This is a genomic window from Bacteroides sp. 1001302B_160321_D4 (assembly GCF_015667765.1).
Taxonomy (GTDB): Bacteria; Bacteroidota; Bacteroidia; order Bacteroidales; family Bacteroidaceae; genus Bacteroides; species Bacteroides xylanisolvens.
In genome coordinates this window covers 20225-37915 of record NZ_JADPLO010000061.1, presented here as the reverse complement: position 1 = coordinate 37915, position 17691 = coordinate 20225, and the positions used below count along the sequence as shown (strand labels likewise).

Below are 17691 nucleotides of genomic sequence, written 5' to 3'. Positions count from 1 at the left end.
AACGAACCTTTTTTTAAACTGAAGTTTTTTTCCTTTTTCAAGATCTATTTGCTACTTCAAAAATTCCGCTTTCTTTCCTTGCAATTTTGACTCTATCACGCAAAGTATCTATAATAGGAATATTCCGATCAATCCCATACATATATAAAATAGGATCGGAAGCATCACCTGATATAACTTTCACTGTCTTGTTGCCAAATACTAATTGCAAGAAATTTTGTTTTTCTGAATAATCAATCACTCTATATAATTCTAAATGTTCCTCTCGTCTTGAGATTATACCATGCCTGAAAATCAGTTCATCCTTAGTAATAATCCACTTTGTAGCAAACAGCGTGTCTATATATGTGTAACACAACATAATCCAAACGACTAAAAACAGCACCATTAACGCATAGTGTACAGGCATTTCTAAATCCCAATAAATAGCAGAGAACGGGAGTAAAGATGCGACAACAATTATCACAAAATACTTTGAAACCCAATAACCTAGTTTGGGCTTCAATGTTATAGCCGTTTGGTTATCCATAATCTAGTTCTTTATATTAGTATATTGTATAGACTTTGTATTATTCTCTGAATCCGGAACGGAAACTGTATTTTGATAGACCTCTTTTCCATCCTGATACACTGTCATTTTCAATATAGCACCGGACTTACTTTTGCTAAGAATAATCCCTTGAGCAGAAATAACCTTCACTTCTTTAGAGGTTATATAAACTTTCCGTCCGCTAAAATACTCCGTTACAGAACTTTGTTTTAGGTCTGTGTTACTTGTTTCATCTATAATTGATACGTTATCCGGATTAATAATAATAGCTTCAGCTGTATAATCATCCCCTGAAGCCTCTAATACTACCTTATATACAGCAGATGTATTATTAAAAACAGGATCATCATCCGATCCACCACAAGAAACTAATACTAGAGTAGCACATAACGCAAACAAATGCAGCTTAATTTTTTTCATCATCTTTATATATTTTAAATTCAGATCCATGTGTATGTAAAGTAAACAAACCCTTATATTTTTCTTTCTAGAAATTTTCTCTGCTATCAAAAATAGCTATTGCCGTTGCCATCAATAAACCCAAATTGATCTGTTTCTACAATAAACAAATCGCTCGTTTCTGATAACTTGCTAAAATCTTTAAAAAACTGAACCTTCATATTTTTCTTATTTAGTCGTAGCTTTCATCCTTCCCCAGCACGTTTTCATATCGGGAGCGAGTAAAAACTCGCCAACTCTCTCCTGCCTAGCCTTTAAACTAGGTGGAACAATTGCATACTTGCATTTCAATAGTTTGGCTAACACCTCCGTACTATCTCTATCCTTATACTCCATTTTCTTTTTCTCTATCCATTTTAAATTATCTTTAGCCTTGGTGTAATCAGAGAAAAGCGGTTTTACCAAAGCACGAGGATTCTCCGCTCTTTCTATCATCTGTACCTGTTGAGCAGCTTTACTATCCAAATACAATAAGCTGTCGGAAACTGTAACATCTTTTTCGTCAAGCAACTCTATCAATTCAAACTTAAGATCAGTCCAAGTACCGTTTTCATCGGTTTGAAGCCAATCCGCTATTGCCTTTTCATATTCAGTTGATCCACACGAAGATAAGGCAAATAATAAAACTATCAATATCCTACTTTTCATATATTATTTTTTTTATATTTTCACAAAAATACCTCTTTTATTCCTTCCATGCCTTATGATTATGATCTTTCGGCATGTTTTTTTCCTTATTTTTATTGTCCGTTTCTGTCTTATTCTTTACATCTTCCAAGATCGCATTTACTTTTGAAATGATTGAAAGATAATGTTGACTAACTATTTCTTCCATTATATCATACTCTAATTCTTCTTTGCCATCTCCCAAATTTACAGGTTTGGAAAAAGCCGGAATATCCTTATCTATAAACTTACACATATTAAATTGTGTATTAAAATAAGGTGGTTTTCCGCCAGCGACCTTTCCGATGAAGTGACCAACACTTTGTCCGGCAACTTCACGAGCCTTTACTACTTTCTCCTTTTGCAGAGATTCGGTCATGCTTCCAGTACCGGATTCTTGATGTGAGAACGATTCCTGTGCTTCTTTCGTTTCTCCCAAAAGATTTTCTAGATCCTTTGCTGTCTTTTCGTTACCGGTCATTCCATAGGCTTGGCTACCACAAGAAGATCGCAGGATATTTGCACTTTTCTCTCCATAATCCCGGATTGCTTGATTAAAGTCCTGTACGGCTAAGATTGTAGCTACATTGTGTTTACGTGCTGTACCTATAAATACATCTATACCTTGCAAATTTACCGTTGGAAATTCATCCACCATAAAAACGCTCTTTTGTTTGCCGGGATTATTCATTTGCGACATGACAACGCTAGCGATACAACTAACAGGAGGAGATACAGCTTCTTTAATTGAAGGAGCATTGCCTATACACAATAGTGTAGGATGATCCGGATTAGTTATATCTAGTGAATATTCTTCTTCCGGAAGTGGTGATAGAACCCAAAAGATGTATTTATTGTTAAGCAAAACAAGCGGAGTCTGTGCGGAAGATACCGCACCAGCGGTCTGCTGCTGTGCGCCTAAACGCCATGCGGTTAACATGGAAGACATGTTTAGCGCAATTTCCGCATCCTCAGAGAGCCATTTAAAGACCAGATCACTATCTGATAATGCAAAAGCGATTACATGGGGTAAAGTTCCTATTCCCTTTGCTCGTTCTTTGTAACATTTATAAGCAATTGAATATACATAGTTAATCGCATTGTTCGCCCAGAAATCAGTTTTTTCCTTCCATGAACTTTCAAGGTTTTTCATTAAGGTAGTAGCGATATTACGAATAAACAAGGATTCGCTTCCTTTAGGGACATATTTTTCCGAAAGTACATTAACACGAACCGTCCGGGACATGTCTACAAAATTTATGAAAGCAAAGGCTGGTGTAGGTACATTTTTTCTCTTAAAATATTCTATACTACCGTATGCGATCCGGGACAAAATAGGTGAACCCGGTTTACTAGGATCTCCTTCCCAATCATATACAAATCCGGCATAGTTACGCTCTGCACATTGATAGATGATGCCTTTAATCCAGCTTTCCGATTTTCCAGATCCCGGACCACCGTCAATATAAAGATTTTGCTGTGGCTTATGGATTCTAAGATTTCCTTCTACTGTTTCAAAATCAAAATAAAACTCTGATTTTTCATGTGATACACCAAAGATAGATTTATCAGATACCACATGCCGTTTAAGGTAAAAACCGGCTGTTTGGATAACTAGTATTGTAAATCCTATAAATACTATCGGAAAAACTAATAAATTGTACCATGATAGAACATTACTGAAGCCTAATATTAGGGCTATTGCTAAGATTAATGTAGTGGCAGTATATACATATTTCAAGGATTCATCTCTTCTCTTTTGTACAGGGAATAGGAAAGCCAACCCAGCTAATAATACTACATATAGGAATCGAAACATAATAGCTTTGCGTAAAAACTTTCCCAACTGCAATAATACAGCTGGGCTTGGTGAACAAAGATCATTCACCAAAACCCACTGAAAGATTATCACACCCCCGATTATTACGGAAAGCAATATAAAGACAAATGATAATTCCTTCTTTGCTGGTTCCATTATTCTTTATTCTTGCTAGAGAGTAATTGAACCTTATCTACACTCATAGTTACTGAAGGGACTGTATCACCAGTATCACGCTTAAAGATACCGACAGTGATTTCCCCATACACATGAACCATAGTTCCTGTTTTTAAAAACTCCGCAACCTTTGTTTCGTAATTTAAGAAACAACAGATCCACAACGTTTTTTCTTCGTTTCCCTCTTTATATTTAGTGGAAACATTGAATGAATAACCTTTCTGTGTTTTCTTGGCATCTGATCCAAGATAACCCGTAACATGACCTATAAACATACGCTAAAAATTTAAAGATAATTGTTTGACTTCATTTTTATTTTTTGATTCGGAAAATTGTAGGGAAGAAGTAGGATCATCCAACTTTATATTAAATATATTCTGTGCGGCAATATATATTTTCGGATCTGCATCCTTTAACGCATCAAGTTCCTTTGCAGACAGTTTATATCCCTGCTCCTTTAGGTTAACCAATTCCTTAAACGAACCGGCTAGCGCAGCAGCTAGAGCTATATTAAAAGCTGGTGATAATTTTTCATCATTCCGGGTTTCAGAAAAATCCTTGCTATCATCTACTTTTTTATTCTCTATATGCTTGCATTCTTCCTGTTGCTTTTCCTGTTCTTCCTTCTTCAATAACTCATACTTGCAGACTTCATTCAAAATCATAGTGCTAGCCTTACCTACATCAACTAATACGGAATAGAGGAATTTAGGTTCTTTTTTGATCGCTCCGAGCCAGTTTTTTAAATACTGTGCGTTTTCTTCCCGGACTCCGGAAACGATACCTAGAGAACGGCAAGAAACAGCAGCGGTAAATTCTGCGATTAATTCTTCTTTTGCATATTTGGGATCACCAAACATGTTTTTCATTTCACGTCCTAAACGGGTATCTATACCGGTTGAATGTGCCATCTCATGTAACAATGTGCTATAAAATCCTTCTCCTGTATAGAATTGACCTTTAAGGGGTAAATATATCTTGTCCTCTGAAGGACGAAAAAAAGCCTTGTCAGAGAAAGAAGAAATAATAGGACATAACCATGTACCGTGTTTTATCATGTGATCCAACTCTGGCGATGAAAACATTCCCTGCTCATCTTTCAATTTAGGACAACTAAATTTATCCTTCAATGCCTTCCATTGTTCCGGATATACTTCCGCAAAGTTTGTTTGATCAACATTGAACACGTGATAAGGTTTAGTATAAGGAATAACGGTATATTCTTTCTGCTCTTCCTTAGTCAAAGCCTTATAATCATCCATCGAAATTTTATTCCCCTTATCGTCTTTAATCATAAAATTCCAAAATAGGACAGGAAAAGCCGATGCTCCTTTGTTTATGTGAAGCCCTTGTTTCTTTGCTTGCGGAAAAGTCATATATACAGGTGTCTGGAAACTACGTTCCTCTTGAAGAAGAAAAAGCATGAAGGAATTGATTCCATTATAAACACGCCCATCAATATTTTGTGGTAATCCATATCCTGTTGTTGTAAACCAAGGTTTATGCCAATCCGCATCGACTTCCGTAAGTTTCTTAACCATAAGATCCGCAAATTTTTGCAGAGCCTTATCATTTGCCTGACCATCCATGACTTATTGATAAAGGTGTTCATTTTCATATTTTAGCAACCATTCAGCAGCGTTTTCCGCATTCGGGCTAACTCCTTCAGCTTGCATATCCGCAACGTAGAGAGCCGCTAAATCTTCTTGAGCTAATAAAAATTCAAGATCGTCAATCTCTCCAGTCTGATTCTTTTCTACCAATTTGTTGTAATCTTCCATGATATTTATTTTTAAGTGATAACATTTTTACTTTCGGAAAAATCTATTAATTATAAATCGGCAAACATTTTATTTACCGTATTGGCGAGAGGACGCTTTAGATCTTTTTCTGCACTTTGTTGACCTTGTGCTAGCTTAACATCTCCGAGCGTATTAGCAGAGCCTTTCAGATTAAATATCTTCTGAACGGCTATCATCGTATTGCCAGATGCAGTTTCATTCAAAGACTGAATCAACTCTTTGGAAGGTTGATAGCCTTGTTCCTTCAGTTGTGACATCTTTACAAAATCGCCTTTCTCTACTGCTTCTTTAAATTCTTTATCTAGTTCCGGAGAAACCTTAGCACTAGCAGGATCAGCATTAAGCTCTACCTTTGCTTCTTTGGATTCTTCCTTTGCTTGTGTTACTTCTTCCGCTTTTTGCACTTCAGGTTTCATCCCAAATAGTTTTTCTATAACGATAGCTTGCGTCTGATCAATCTTTGTATCTTGTCCCAAACCTCTAATAACTTCCTCTGAAGGCTTGTAACCTTCCTCTTTCAAACTAGCTATTTTTTCATAGTCATTCTTGACAACGGCTTCTCTTAACTCCTTGTCAAGATCTCGATCAGGAACAGGATCCTTACCCGTTACTTTCTCCTGATATTGTTCCCGGATCTTCTCGACTTTAAAGCCTTCTTCTTTCAATTCCTTTTCAGTTGTACCTTTGGCGATTATTCCTTCTTTTTCTAACATATCCCCAGCCTTTAACCTAATGCGTGCTTCAAGATCATAATTATAGTTTTTATCCGGATTTTCATCTTTCAGATAAGATAGGTATTCCTTATGTTCTGTGGCAAAATGGCTGTTTATTAATTGCTCATACCTTTTATCCTTCAACTCGTCTATATCGATTTTTCCGGTACGCTGCATATCCTTTAGCTTATCATTAAGATACTCTTTATCCTTTGCCATTTCTCTTGCCTGTAAAATCTGCTGTGCCTTTGTTTCCGATATTTTCTGGATGTTTGAGAAAGCATATCCTTTCTTATCCGGAAGCATAGCTATATCTGTAATTATGTAACCTTCAGGAGTGTGGATCATTTTGTTATCTAAAGAATGACCATTCGCTAAAAGATACTTATCTGCTGCGGTCAATTCGTAATCTCCAATTTTAGCAGGAACAGACAATTCTTTTTCCGAACGTACCACCACAGCGTTGAGATCCTTATCGACCTGAAGAAGTATATCTCCTTTTTTTGTTGACAAGACTATCACATTGCCATCAAGTAGATCTTGCTTCTGTTGCTTCGATAATTTCTTTCCGTAAATGCGATCCGGTATGGTTAACGCTTCCTTCCTATATATAATAGAAGTACCGTGTTCATGCAACCGAACTTTAGCTGGTTTACCATTGATATCCATTAATCCGGATAATACACCCTTCTCTAACTTTGTGCCTTTCCCGTCTAACGAGTAACCATTTTGCAAAGCATACTCATATAGTTCTTTTCCGGTATAACAGATTTTATTTTTATGATCGATCACAGTAAAACGATCTTTGGCATCATTTTTTAGATCACCCCAGTTAACAATATCAACCCCTTCATTTTTTAATACGCTTTTATAGTCGGGAGATAAAGCCTGATCCCGATTAAAGAACTGGCAAACACGATCCATAGAAGCCTTTTCCGCAGATAAATCCGGTTCTCGCTTTGTGTGTGAACGTATCTTATCCATATCGATACGAAATACTTCGTCATTCCGGGTAAAAAGCAAAGAACCCTTGTTATAGGCTTCTTTGTAACCTAAACTTTCCGCAATCGCCCTAAATTGCCCGACATTATTATATTGATATTCTGTTAGAACCTCTTGTAGCTTCATGACAATTATTTTAATAATTCAGCGGACAATATATATTCATTCAATATAGATAATTTCATATGCCTTCCCCCACCTCTTTCAAACATTTCGATCTCAAAAACCTTATCATCCGGGATAGTGAACTTATTGAATGCTAGGACAAAGCGATTTTGGCTTTTGCCCAATATCTTTTTATCAAAGTCTTTTTGTTCTACCGGATCATACGGAACTTCCTGCTGGATAGAGTTCTTAACCTTCTTCTGATCACGAAGGAAGCATTTAATAAAATCAACGTCATAATCTATATTTGAGAAGTTTTTTATATCAAATACAAAAAACATGAAATCATCTTTTACATATAGGTTTGCAAGGGACATCTCAAACTTATTTTTTATAACTCCCAAGCTGAAGATATTACGCTTTTTATAGTGCAGTTTATTGATAAGATTATCCATCTCTATGCTATTTACATCAATGTGTGCAATATATTTGCGACCATCGTCAAAGTTGTAAGAGTAAGTAAGAGCATGGTCTTTAAACAAGGTAATTTCATAGGTATTCAGATCTTTATCGATAACAAACAGATTAGAAGGTTCAAAGGCATCAAAAGTTGTACCAACTTTAACCATATTATTATAATACTCAACCCCGAAAACTTCTTCATTTCCTTGTTTCAGATATAACACATCTGCTGGAAAAAACATTTCTGTAGTATTGTTATTATTGACTATTACGTTATAACAACGTGATCTATCCACATCACCGGCATATACGATATTTCCGCAGTGATCCGTCATTCCCGGTAACAGATAGGATATTTTATAAGAATAGACATTCCCGTTTGTACAAACTATGATAAGGTTTGTCGTTCCTGAAAAATCTTCTTCCTGTGCCGTTATGCGGACAACATTAGGAACATTATCCACCCGTTCCACTTTTACATAATCTTCACGACCATACGAAATGTCACTTACTTGTGCAGGAAGTACTATATGTTTCGTTTTATCAAACGAAACATAAATTGTTTGGGAGTCCAGTTCTTTTTTTTCCTGTGCAGAAATGGAGAATGGAACACAAAACATGATTAATATAAAAAGCAATGTTTTCATTTTACAAAACCAATAAAAATATTTATAATCCAAAGCAGAACGAAACAAGATATTAAACTATACATCAGTACTTTCATTTCTGCTATCTTTTTCCCTTTAGAGCGTTCTATAAAGAACCTATAAGCCAAAAATACAGTAGCTACAGCTACCATAAAATTAAGTATATCAATTATCATTATAATGCTTCAATTAGTTGGGTTAAAGGATTCTTTTTCTTTGGTTCATTCTGCTGCATCTGCATTTCTCTATACAGACGTTCTATTTCAGCTTCTTCTTCCTCTCTCTTTTTTCTGTCTTCATTAGTTTCTTCCTTGATATACATATTATAGTTAGCTTTTAAATGAACCTTTACTTGAGAAAGGCTTTGATTTAAAATTTGTCTAGTAACCTGTGTAGTGGCTGTGATCGCACTAGTTACCTCACTTGTTACTGTGCCAATAGAAGAAATCGGAAGCTGCACGCCTTGAAGCAAGCCCTGTTCCATTTTTCGAGCAGCTTCAGCTTTCATGTTATTGGGTAAATTCAATCCCTCAATCGCATCAGAATCATAAATAGTAAAAGCGACAGGACTTATATATTTCCCATATCGTATGTTCTCTACCGTAATTTTCAAACGAGTAGAGCCGACACTAGCATTTCCGTAGAAGATCGTATTTGCAGGGATCTCAACGCCACCAACCCATAAAGGCTCTAACAAGCGCATCCGGACAGCACTTCCACTAACAATGGTCTGATCTCCATAAATAGCAGCTTTGATAAGATTGACTTTTTGGTCAATAGTAAACTGTGACCGGCGACGCCGTTTTCCATTTTCCACTATAAAAGTCGGCTTTGAAGCTTTCTCAACTTTAGGAACAGAATCATTTACTTTCGGAAAAATATTCTCTTGAGATTTCTCTATATCTTTTCCTGATGCTTGATCCTGATATTTCTTTCTCATTTCATCCCGGAATCTTGCATTTTCTTCTAGCTCTTTGCGTATTCTTTCCTCTTTCTTTGCTTCCTTGACTATCTGATTAAAGGTTTCTTGATCCTCAATATCATTTAGTTGTTGGCGCATTTTATCAGAAAATGCACTGTTAGATTTTTTTCCTCGCTCCTTGTATTCGCTAGTAACTTCGTCCAATGGATCTTTCTTCATTTTTTCAATACGAGCTTTCATTTTCTCGTTGTATTCGTCTTCGGATGTCTGCATTTCAAAATAGAAATCGCTTCCTTTTACTTGTGATTTTTCCAATTCACGTTTCTTACGAGCAGCTTCTTCTTGTTCACGTTTATAAGCATCTACCTTATTAGCGATCTTCTTTTCTCCTTCTGTGTCCGGTTCAAGAAAAGCCTGATTCACTTCTTCTGTATTGGATGCTGATTCAGCCGGTTTTTCTTTTTTACCAAAGAAAACTATTACAAACAGTACGCCCAAAAGCAGAGGTACTAACATTAACAATTTGTTTTTGTCCTTCAACGCTTCTCTTAAAAAGTTTCCCATAGCTCCATTATTTTAATTTTTCTTCATCTGTTATTTCTCGTGGTTCCGAATATCGAACGTCCCAGCTTTCGATTTTAACACCGTGAGAGTTTTCACGTGATCGAGATACATCATATAGAGTAAAGTTCACAGAAATATCACGTGCTACGCTCCCCCTAGCACGATAGCCGGTTTGCGTAAACAGTATATCCCCGGATATCGGAACTGTTTGCATATTGATATGTATATCCTTGATTATAACGCCATAGCGTATATTTTTCTGAATCAAAGAATTAAGCATATTAATATCGTTATATTCGTTGTAAAGCTCTTTTCCTCGATTACCAATCAAATTAAGAGCTAATGTTACGTTATTCTCATAAGTGCTTTCATCGAAGGAGTACCACAGCGAAACAAATGTTTTGATATGATTTTCATATTCATACTTTCGCATCGCTGCGGATTCAATGGCTGCAACATCGTAAACCTGTCCTGAAGTATCAAGTACTAAAGCCTTCGTATAAGCCGCATCTATCTTGTTTGACAAATAGAAGAAACAGACAGTAAATGCAATACCCATAATCAGACAACAAGAAGATGCAACAATCACAGTTGTTTTAAAAGCCTGATCCACTGTTTTAAATTTTGTAAGATTCATATTTATTTATTCTTCGTTATCTATAACACTTTTACCTAATGAAGCAGCAGCCCCTACATTTGTAGCCCCCCCTGCTATCGCTGATCCTGCAATCGCCATCGTTGCAGCAGCAGTTACAATAGATACCGTTTTAGAAATGATTCTACCGGCATCACCATGACCGACTATCTTACTTGCCAACCAGAAACAACAACAATAAGAACCGATCAAAGCAAGATCCATGCCTAAATATTGTAGCTGTTTTGTCGCTTCATCTACTGCGTTGAATGCGTCAGAATCATAAATTGACTTAAATGTAAACCACATTATCTGATTTAAAATATTAATCACAGTAAATACCATACCAACGGAACACAGTGTACCAAACCAATTAGACAGCTGCTTTTGGAATACCGGTAGAATGGAAAAAGCAAAAACGAAGGGACCTAATATGACAAGGATCTTTACAATGACAACGCCCAAACCCAATATGATAATTTGTACAATCCCGACCAGCAGTGCGGCTAGAGCATGTAAGAGCATTGCTGCGAAATTGGCAGGATTTAATATTTGGGAGATTTGTTTCAATGTAGATGCACTTTCATCTATTTTATTACCTTGATCTATATTTTGTAGTTCTTTATTCATAGCACCTTCCGGATCTTCCCCCGCAGCGACTTCCGCTTCAAGTGCCGTTTTTTCATTATCGGCTATCATGGTGTGCTGTTCTTCCGCTGATCTGTCTAGAAAAGCCGCAAACTCCTGTGCCCGGACTGAACTTAAAGATGTTGCTTCATTTATTACTTCAAGGGTTCCAACGACAGTTTTTGCGATAGGTGTATATAGCGAAAGACAGAATATTAAAGCAAAACAGCGAGCTATTTCCATCAAATCCGGAAACTTATTTTCATCCGATGTTAAAAGCTGACTAACACCATGATATAGGTAATTATAAGCTATATTACAGATGAAACAAATAACTGCTACACCAAGCGCAATTACCGTCATTTGCGCAGTTAATTCTGTTGTAAGGGAATCATTAATCTGCAATCCCCATAAAAAAGTATCTTGTCCGTTCATAAGGCTAATTAATTAGTATATCGACTAAAAGCAGATAAATTTCCGCTATAATATGTTTTCCCTACATGTTTTCGACTTGCATCTTTTATGATCTCACTTCTTACTATTTCATTAAAAGATTTCATTTCAGCAGAAGCCGTTTCTAAGGCTTCTCTTACCTGTCCGACAAAGGACATTCTTCCCTCACTATTCATGCTGAAATAGTCGGAAACAGTAGCAACCTTAAATAATAGATCTGTGCTCAAATTAAGGTTTACCGTAACTTGTTGGAAGTTTAAAAACTTTAAACAATGATAGCTACCGCCTATATTCATATAAAAACGGTAATCACTACTTAGACAAGCTACATCATCCAACAGTTCAGCAAGTTCTACTAAAGATTGTAGTTGGCGTAGTTGGTCTATCTTTTGTAAATTTTCTCGTATATGTGCAGCATCAATCATTTCATTAAGCTGCTTAACCCATTGCGCTGCATTCGCTCCCCATTCGCCAAGGTTCATTCCCATGTGAGCCGGATCATTAACAACCCATTGCGCACTAGCCTTTTGAACAGAAAAAGAGCTACTTAACAGCAACACAGAAAAAAATAAGAGTATCTTTATTTTCATAATATTATAAATTTATTATCGCAGAATAAACACTATCGCAAATATCAAAGCCACAAACCAAGCGACTAGATATGTTCTTGCATTATCTTTCTTTGTAGCTAAAGCCCAGACTACAAAAATCAGAGAAACGCCTAACATTGCAGCGGTGATATACCCTGCCACACTAAAAGACGTATTGTTAAATTCTCCCGACCATCCTTTTATCTGGTTCAATCCTTCTACAGCATCATTCATATTTTTTTCTCCTTTCTTCTAAATACCGGTTAATAGCAGCATAAGTAGATCCTGTTTCCTCAAAAAGCTGTTTGAGCCTAACCACAGTCGATTGTCTTGAATCAAAAGCGACAGCGGCAAATTCAGATACTTCATTGCGAAAAACATAGGTTTCGTTTCCCAATTTAATGAAGAACTCTCTCCACTTGATCTCATCATCCCTATTTTGCAGACTATCTATCATTACTAGTTCTTCTTCTGAAATAGAAAGAATATCTCGCAGATTGGGCAACTCCTTTCTATAACTTGAATGATCCAGTATTACTTTAGTATCACAGTTTATAAGTATTGAATCCTTGATCGCCGGTGGACAGTTCTTCAGGAACAGTACATTTTGGGCAGCTATCGTTATAGCCCCGTCTTTTTTACGGAATGTACGATACAAATAGGCGATAAAATCACCAAACTTATCATCACTTAAAAAGTCTAGGGCTTCATCGATAATCAATTCCTTATTAACTCCTTCACGCTTCTTGATCTTATCGATAACCATTTGAAGCGTGATAATCGCTACCAAAGGAAAATACTCCTTCTTTGCTGCGTCTTCCATATCAAACGCAATTAAATCATCGTTAACTATATCAATATTTTCAGTTGCGTTCAACAAAAAGGATAGTTCTCCATCCGTGTAAGGTTCTAGTAGTAAAAGCACTTCCTCTATCTCAAATCTACGTTTTTCAAAGTCAGTCATTTTGTAAATAAATACATCTCGCAAGAAATTCCGGTATTCTATCAGATTAGGAAAAATCCTTTCATTTGTTCCATCAACAGAAGAATTATTTACATACTCATAAAATGCGATCACTGATTTTCTAAGAATAGCTTTCTCGGTGGGATCGATAGGCTTATTTTGTTTCCAGATATAGGATAAAAGAGCACAGATCGTTTTAATAAGATCCTCGGCTGCTTCTGCATCTGAAGTATCAATATAAATATATCTACCATTCCGATCACGTTCACACAAGAACGGGTTAAAAGCAAACTGTTTCTGATTTGTAGAATCAAAATATTTACCTCGGTGCAGGCTAATCATAGACCTGTAAGATCCACCGATGTCAATAATTGTAATATCATTACCCAAAGAATAAGACTGATAAATATAGTTGTTTAGCCAAAAAGACTTTCCGGAGCCGGACGGACCGATTACTATTTTATTTCTATTGTTTAAAGCCTTGTTATTCCATAAATTTATCAATGCAGGATTTCCGAATCGGTCATTATACAAATGCCCTTGCAGATCAGAAATATAAATACTATCTTTTTGCAAATAACAAATCGCCTGTTTGGTCGTATTGATAAATCCCCTATAATTGCTCCGAGCATTCCCCGGTATATTAGAAAAAAATAAATTGCACAACTCCGCATTCTCGACATAACAAGAACTTTGGTTCATAAAACTAAATCCCTGCTGTGCCAATGAAATTTTCCGAATTAGAGAAGAACGATCCGGATCATTGATAATCACATTAAAAGCTGTATAAGCTGTTTGATAATCAAAATCCGTAATTTCTTTACAGAAAAGTTCTTGCTGTTTTTGCTTGTCTTTAGCCGGAGGATAAAAGTTAGTCAAATAGTTTAGCCCGTTTTTTTCAGCATTAATAGCCGTTAGCGTAGTATCTGTATCTGTTATTTCTATCACAACATTTACAATGTGATCGAAAGGCAAACCTAGTCCAACCGGGTACAACATAGAACATTTAGACTGTATATTCTCCGGAAGCTCAATCGTACTTCCATACGCTTTTGATTTACCCGTATTGGGTACATTCAGCTCATAAAGATTTTCCCCTTCCACGGTAAGAGAAAGCATCGCTAAATATTCTTGTCCAACCTTCAGATCACCGCTAGGAGTTACCATAATTGGGCTAACTGTTTCTTGAGTAGCGTCTTTTGTTGGTTTAGCATACGAGAGATTAAGATAATCAAAGACAGCATTATTTAAGTCTTTACTATCCATCTTCTTTATCTCAAATTGAGTTATAGAAGATAACCCATTTTCAAAATTCAAGATTTTCGGTTCAATCTCTGATAACCTTTCTTCATAGTTCTTGTAGGGCTGTTTAAAAGGATAATTGAGTTTTTTAAGCAGCGATGTATTAGAAGCCTTTTTTCGCACTCCCTTTTTCAAATCTGTATTGGCAAAAGTGATATACAAATTTGTATAGCAGTTTATTATTTGCTTGTTATTAAAGTGTTTAATACTTTCCGCTTTCAATGGATTAACAGAAAAGTCATTGTTCTTATACTGGCTTACATAGTAAAAGCACTGCTGATGCACCACCGTTGCAGGAGGTAACATCTTAAAAAGCCCCTCTAACCTCTCATGTATATATTTTGCATCTTCCTGCGAAAGAGTAAATACTTCCGGAAGAAACAATCTGTATCCAATGGTTAAATCTCCGCTACCGTTTACTATAACGCTATCCGTTATGGTCTGGATCGGTAGTACAGCCGAAAGATCTATTGATTTATCAGATATAGGAACTTCAGAAGGACGCATAAAAAGTATGGCGAGTAATGTAATGACACCACACAGTAATAATGCCGATATAATAATAAATCCTATCATTTTATTTTGTAATTAGTTACCACATAGTAGATATAAACTCTCTGCAAGAAAAAGCGACAGCCTTAATCTGTATCACGTATTCCGCAGGATTTCAAGATCATTTCTGCTTCATTATAAAATTGAATACCTTATGTTTATCTATTATCTGTTTAGGGGTTGCAGATCTAACCGATAAGCCAGTTAGATAATCCGGATTGCCAGCTTTATGTTCCCGTTTTAGGTTCTTGAATAAGATACCTGAAGCAAAGAATATAGCTCCCATGACACTAACTATGATTACCGGATGCACATGCTTAAATATGCAAACAATTATAATCAAAGCATTTGCCAACATAAATAGACCAAATTGTCCCGACGTTAAGCCAAAGAACTTAATTGGTCTATTTATCTTTCTTATAGTCCTCATTAATCAGATAATAAGGAAAGCTACCATAATAACCGCAACCGCAATGATCCAGCCGAGCAGATACTCCTTGGCGTGGGGATTATTCGTTGCAAGGGAATAGATCACAAATACTAAAGCTATGCCAAGCACGGCAGCTAATACATACTTTGCGATATTAAGAATCGTATCAGAACCTTCTTGCGCTTTCGATTCAACATCGGACAAACTGCTAATTTTTAATGCGCTTTGGGCTTCTACAACTTGAGGAACAACAACAAAAGTCAGCAGGAAAAGCCCTAAAATCATAATAATACGCTTGTGTACACTAACAAAATCTACACTCTTTTTCAAAACTTGTACCATAATCTTAAAATTTTAATTGTTATTTTATACATGTTATTTATATATCAATCTTGCTTAAAGCGGAAAAATCAACACTTTCATATTTGACAAAAACATCATCTGATTTTTCCGAAAGTACTTGATGCTGGAATGGTGGTATCTTACCAGCATAATAGTACGCCCGGTTTGAAATATACATATCCGCTATCTCTCTACTTAATTCTTCATCATCTGAAAGATCCTTTTGAAAAACTATTGTTATGCGTGGAGATAAAACTAGATCAGAATCAGATTTTTCTTCTTCAACTGATAGTGAAGCTGTACACTCCGTTTTCTTTTTACTTCCGGAAAAATAGACCAATCCTAAAATTAGAATTGAAACAATAACTATCGTAACTATCGCCAGATCAAATAATGAATAATTAGTGGCTAGATATTCAGTCATTTGTATATTTATATAAGCGACCATATTAGTATAAATATTACTAATGCAACGATATACGTAATTATAGCTTCTTTCATTTTCTCATGATTAGTTATTATTTTTTTTATAACCGCAAGACCTGCACAGACAAATCCGACACCGGCTAGCATTTCGCCACATTGTTTGAATAAGTCAATCAATGCGCTTACATCAGCTGATAATAATATCATAATCAATAAATAAGGACTTTAACACCAAGATTCCAGACTGTATTCCATTTGCTTGCATAGCTAAACGGACTCCAATACTGCTTAACACGTCCAAGTATCGCAACTCGTGGAGATACAAAGTATTCTAATTCAGGCTCGATCTTTAAACCAAGTAAGAAATCATACTTATTATCCTGCCTCTTGTACGCTTCTACACCTGTAAAAAGACCTAGACCTAGGCTAAAATAAAGTGAAGAAAGATTTGTCGCAACTGTTTTGAAATAAGCAGCATCAATATAGTAATCTTTTGCTGTAGAGCTAAAAGAAACTATCGTTGGAACTTCCGCAGTATTGCTTTCATAACTGTAGTTATAAGACTTTTCAAAATAGTTCAAACCTATTTTCCAGTAAGTTGTTCGACTCCTATACTTTGATACTGAAAGGTTTAAGTTAGTATTATTCCTACCAAAAATATTCAATCCATAGTTTACTTCTAGGGCTGAAATACCTACATAATGCCGTTGTGCATAAACACTATGTGTACATGCACATAACACTAGTAATAAAGTTAATTTTAATAATCTCATATTCAGTTTAAAAAAAGGTTCGTTTTAATAAATTCAAAAATCACCTTCTCTATATTTTTCAAAGGCTATGTACGTGCTACTTTTGCCGTAAAAATTATGAAATATGGTTATGCACGTGTATCAACTCCGGATCAATGCTTAAATCTCCAACTGGACGCATTACGTTTATACGGAGTGGATCACATCTGTGAAGAAAAAATATCTGGAAAGAATAAAAATAAGCCTGTTTTAGATGCTTTAATTGCAAAATTAAAAACAGGAGATCAGCTTATCGTGTGGAAACTAGACCGATTAGGAAGAAGAACCTGCGAACTTATAAAACTTCAAGAAGCTCTTGAAAAGAAAAACATTGCTCTAATTAGTCTAACAGAGCAATTAAATACATCAACACCAATCGGAAAGTTTGCGTTTCATCTTTTATGCTGTATTGCAGAAATGGAGCGAAATATAATTTCCGAGCGTACAATAGCCGGTTTGACTTCAGCAAAGGCAAAAGGACGAATAGGAGGACGCAAGCCCGGTCTAACAGATCAAGCTAAAAGGAAAGCTAAACTAGCGGCTATAGAATACACCAAGTATCTACAAAATGAAATAGGCACGATAGATGATGTTTGCCGGATAGTAGGAGTTTCCAGAGCTACCCTATACAAGTATCTAAGGATAGAAGGGATTAACATACAGGGCAGAAAAAGATAAGAGAATATTTTTCC

Annotated in this window: 19 protein-coding genes; 1 reads left to right on the top strand and 18 read right to left on the bottom strand. The window is 35.9% G+C overall.

The window, feature by feature from the left end:
* Window positions 1–37: 37 nt before the first annotated feature.
* From KFO40_RS20220 to KFO40_RS20135, 18 genes are all read right to left on the bottom strand, one after another.
* Window positions 38–529 carry a PH domain-containing protein gene (locus KFO40_RS20220; protein ID WP_005783190.1) on the bottom strand — a complete coding sequence of 164 codons (492 nt, stop codon included), beginning with the start codon at window positions 527–529 and terminating at the stop codon, window positions 38–40.
* A 3-nt stretch (window positions 530–532) separates the two neighbouring features.
* Window positions 533–973: a beta-barrel fold lipoprotein gene (locus KFO40_RS20215; protein ID WP_161800201.1), complete on the bottom strand. Its 441-nt coding sequence runs from the start codon at window positions 971–973 to the stop codon at window positions 533–535.
* A gap of 204 nt (window positions 974–1177) precedes the next feature.
* Window positions 1178–1657 (bottom strand): hypothetical protein, encoded by a 480-nt coding sequence (locus KFO40_RS20210; protein WP_005783194.1) that lies wholly within the window; start codon window positions 1655–1657, stop codon window positions 1178–1180.
* A 37-nt stretch (window positions 1658–1694) separates the two neighbouring features.
* A complete protein-coding gene (locus KFO40_RS20205) occupies window positions 1695–3650 on the bottom strand; it encodes a type IV secretory system conjugative DNA transfer family protein (RefSeq protein ID WP_005783195.1) in 1956 nt (651 codons plus the stop codon).
* Window positions 3650–3946 (bottom strand): single-stranded DNA-binding protein, encoded by a 297-nt coding sequence (locus KFO40_RS20200; RefSeq protein ID WP_005783197.1) that lies wholly within the window; start codon window positions 3944–3946, stop codon window positions 3650–3652. The genes KFO40_RS20205 and KFO40_RS20200 overlap by 1 nt, the downstream gene beginning before the upstream one ends.
* 3 nt (window positions 3947–3949) lie before the next feature.
* Window positions 3950–5260, bottom strand: coding sequence for an ArdC family protein (locus KFO40_RS20195; protein WP_195196289.1), 1311 nt, complete (start codon window positions 5258–5260; stop codon window positions 3950–3952).
* A 3-nt stretch (window positions 5261–5263) separates the two neighbouring features.
* Window positions 5264–5452: a hypothetical protein gene (locus KFO40_RS20190; protein ID WP_005783201.1), complete on the bottom strand. Its 189-nt coding sequence runs from the start codon at window positions 5450–5452 to the stop codon at window positions 5264–5266.
* A gap of 50 nt (window positions 5453–5502) precedes the next feature.
* Window positions 5503–7314, bottom strand: a complete 1812-nt coding sequence (locus KFO40_RS20185) for a DUF3945 domain-containing protein (protein WP_005783203.1) — start codon at window positions 7312–7314, stop codon at window positions 5503–5505.
* A 5-nt stretch (window positions 7315–7319) separates the two neighbouring features.
* Window positions 7320–8402 (bottom strand): DUF4138 domain-containing protein, encoded by a 1083-nt coding sequence (locus KFO40_RS20180; RefSeq protein ID WP_005783204.1) that lies wholly within the window; start codon window positions 8400–8402, stop codon window positions 7320–7322.
* A 175-nt stretch (window positions 8403–8577) separates the two neighbouring features.
* Window positions 8578–9888: a conjugative transposon protein TraM gene (gene traM / locus KFO40_RS20175; RefSeq protein WP_032541957.1), complete on the bottom strand. Its 1311-nt coding sequence runs from the start codon at window positions 9886–9888 to the stop codon at window positions 8578–8580.
* A gap of 7 nt (window positions 9889–9895) precedes the next feature.
* The gene (locus KFO40_RS20170; protein ID WP_005783210.1) at window positions 9896–10525 is read right to left on the bottom strand and encodes a hypothetical protein; all 630 of its coding nucleotides are present in this window, start codon (window positions 10523–10525) and stop codon (window positions 9896–9898) included.
* Between the two features lie 6 nt (window positions 10526–10531).
* Window positions 10532–11584: a type IV secretion system protein gene (locus KFO40_RS20165; RefSeq protein ID WP_005783212.1), complete on the bottom strand. Its 1053-nt coding sequence runs from the start codon at window positions 11582–11584 to the stop codon at window positions 10532–10534.
* A gap of 8 nt (window positions 11585–11592) precedes the next feature.
* A complete protein-coding gene (locus KFO40_RS20160) occupies window positions 11593–12192 on the bottom strand; it encodes a hypothetical protein (RefSeq protein WP_005783214.1) in 600 nt (199 codons plus the stop codon).
* A 15-nt stretch (window positions 12193–12207) separates the two neighbouring features.
* Window positions 12208–12426, bottom strand: a complete 219-nt coding sequence (locus tag KFO40_RS20155; RefSeq protein WP_005783216.1) for a hypothetical protein — start codon at window positions 12424–12426, stop codon at window positions 12208–12210.
* The gene (locus KFO40_RS20150) at window positions 12419–15034 is read right to left on the bottom strand and encodes a DUF3875 domain-containing protein (RefSeq protein ID WP_032541958.1); all 2616 of its coding nucleotides are present in this window, start codon (window positions 15032–15034) and stop codon (window positions 12419–12421) included. Before KFO40_RS20150 ends, KFO40_RS20155 begins: the two co-directional genes overlap by 8 nt.
* 409 nt (window positions 15035–15443) lie before the next feature.
* Complete coding sequence (locus KFO40_RS20145; RefSeq protein WP_172885953.1) at window positions 15444–15725, bottom strand: hypothetical protein; 282 nt, start codon at window positions 15723–15725, stop codon at window positions 15444–15446.
* Window positions 15726–15819: 94 nt separating this feature from the next.
* Window positions 15820–16206 (bottom strand): hypothetical protein, encoded by a 387-nt coding sequence (locus tag KFO40_RS20140; RefSeq protein ID WP_032585258.1) that lies wholly within the window; start codon window positions 16204–16206, stop codon window positions 15820–15822.
* A 211-nt stretch (window positions 16207–16417) separates the two neighbouring features.
* Window positions 16418–16981 (bottom strand): conjugal transfer protein TraO, encoded by a 564-nt coding sequence (locus tag KFO40_RS20135; RefSeq protein WP_005783228.1) that lies wholly within the window; start codon window positions 16979–16981, stop codon window positions 16418–16420.
* 96 nt (window positions 16982–17077) lie between these two features.
* On the opposite strand from KFO40_RS20135, the gene KFO40_RS20130 reads away from it, so the two are divergent.
* Window positions 17078–17677, top strand: coding sequence for a recombinase family protein (locus KFO40_RS20130; RefSeq protein WP_005783188.1), 600 nt, complete (start codon window positions 17078–17080; stop codon window positions 17675–17677).
* The last annotated feature ends 14 nt before the right edge of the window (window positions 17678–17691 follow it).

Bases quoted from the DNA above. Each gene is read 5' to 3' on its own strand.
- KFO40_RS20170 (WP_005783210.1), bottom strand. From the start codon at position 10,525: ATGAATCTTACAAAATTTAAAACAGTGGATCAGGCTTTTAAAACAACT.
- KFO40_RS20205 (WP_005783195.1), bottom strand. From the start codon at position 3,650: ATGGAACCAGCAAAGAAGGAATTATCATTTGTCTTTATATTGCTTTCC.
- KFO40_RS20160 (WP_005783214.1), bottom strand. From the start codon at position 12,192: ATGAAAATAAAGATACTCTTATTTTTTTCTGTGTTGCTGTTAAGTAGC.
- KFO40_RS20195 (WP_195196289.1), bottom strand. From the start codon at position 5,260: ATGGATGGTCAGGCAAATGATAAGGCTCTGCAAAAATTTGCGGATCTT.
- KFO40_RS20130 (WP_005783188.1), top strand. From the start codon at position 17,078: ATGAAATATGGTTATGCACGTGTATCAACTCCGGATCAATGCTTAAAT.
- KFO40_RS20155 (WP_005783216.1), bottom strand. From the start codon at position 12,426: ATGAATGATGCTGTAGAAGGATTGAACCAGATAAAAGGATGGTCGGGA.
- KFO40_RS20185 (WP_005783203.1), bottom strand. From the start codon at position 7,314: ATGAAGCTACAAGAGGTTCTAACAGAATATCAATATAATAATGTCGGG.
- KFO40_RS20145 (WP_172885953.1), bottom strand. From the start codon at position 15,725: ATGATTTTAGGGCTTTTCCTGCTGACTTTTGTTGTTGTTCCTCAAGTT.
- KFO40_RS20150 (WP_032541958.1), bottom strand. From the start codon at position 15,034: ATGATAGGATTTATTATTATATCGGCATTATTACTGTGTGGTGTCATT.
- KFO40_RS20210 (WP_005783194.1), bottom strand. From the start codon at position 1,657: ATGAAAAGTAGGATATTGATAGTTTTATTATTTGCCTTATCTTCGTGT.
- traM (WP_032541957.1), bottom strand. From the start codon at position 9,888: ATGGGAAACTTTTTAAGAGAAGCGTTGAAGGACAAAAACAAATTGTTA.
- KFO40_RS20200 (WP_005783197.1), bottom strand. From the start codon at position 3,946: ATGTTTATAGGTCATGTTACGGGTTATCTTGGATCAGATGCCAAGAAA.
- KFO40_RS20190 (WP_005783201.1), bottom strand. From the start codon at position 5,452: ATGGAAGATTACAACAAATTGGTAGAAAAGAATCAGACTGGAGAGATT.
- KFO40_RS20135 (WP_005783228.1), bottom strand. From the start codon at position 16,981: ATGAGATTATTAAAATTAACTTTATTACTAGTGTTATGTGCATGTACA.
- KFO40_RS20140 (WP_032585258.1), bottom strand. From the start codon at position 16,206: ATGACTGAATATCTAGCCACTAATTATTCATTATTTGATCTGGCGATA.
- KFO40_RS20220 (WP_005783190.1), bottom strand. From the start codon at position 529: ATGGATAACCAAACGGCTATAACATTGAAGCCCAAACTAGGTTATTGG.
- KFO40_RS20215 (WP_161800201.1), bottom strand. From the start codon at position 973: ATGATGAAAAAAATTAAGCTGCATTTGTTTGCGTTATGTGCTACTCTA.
- KFO40_RS20180 (WP_005783204.1), bottom strand. From the start codon at position 8,402: ATGAAAACATTGCTTTTTATATTAATCATGTTTTGTGTTCCATTCTCC.
- KFO40_RS20165 (WP_005783212.1), bottom strand. From the start codon at position 11,584: ATGAACGGACAAGATACTTTTTTATGGGGATTGCAGATTAATGATTCC.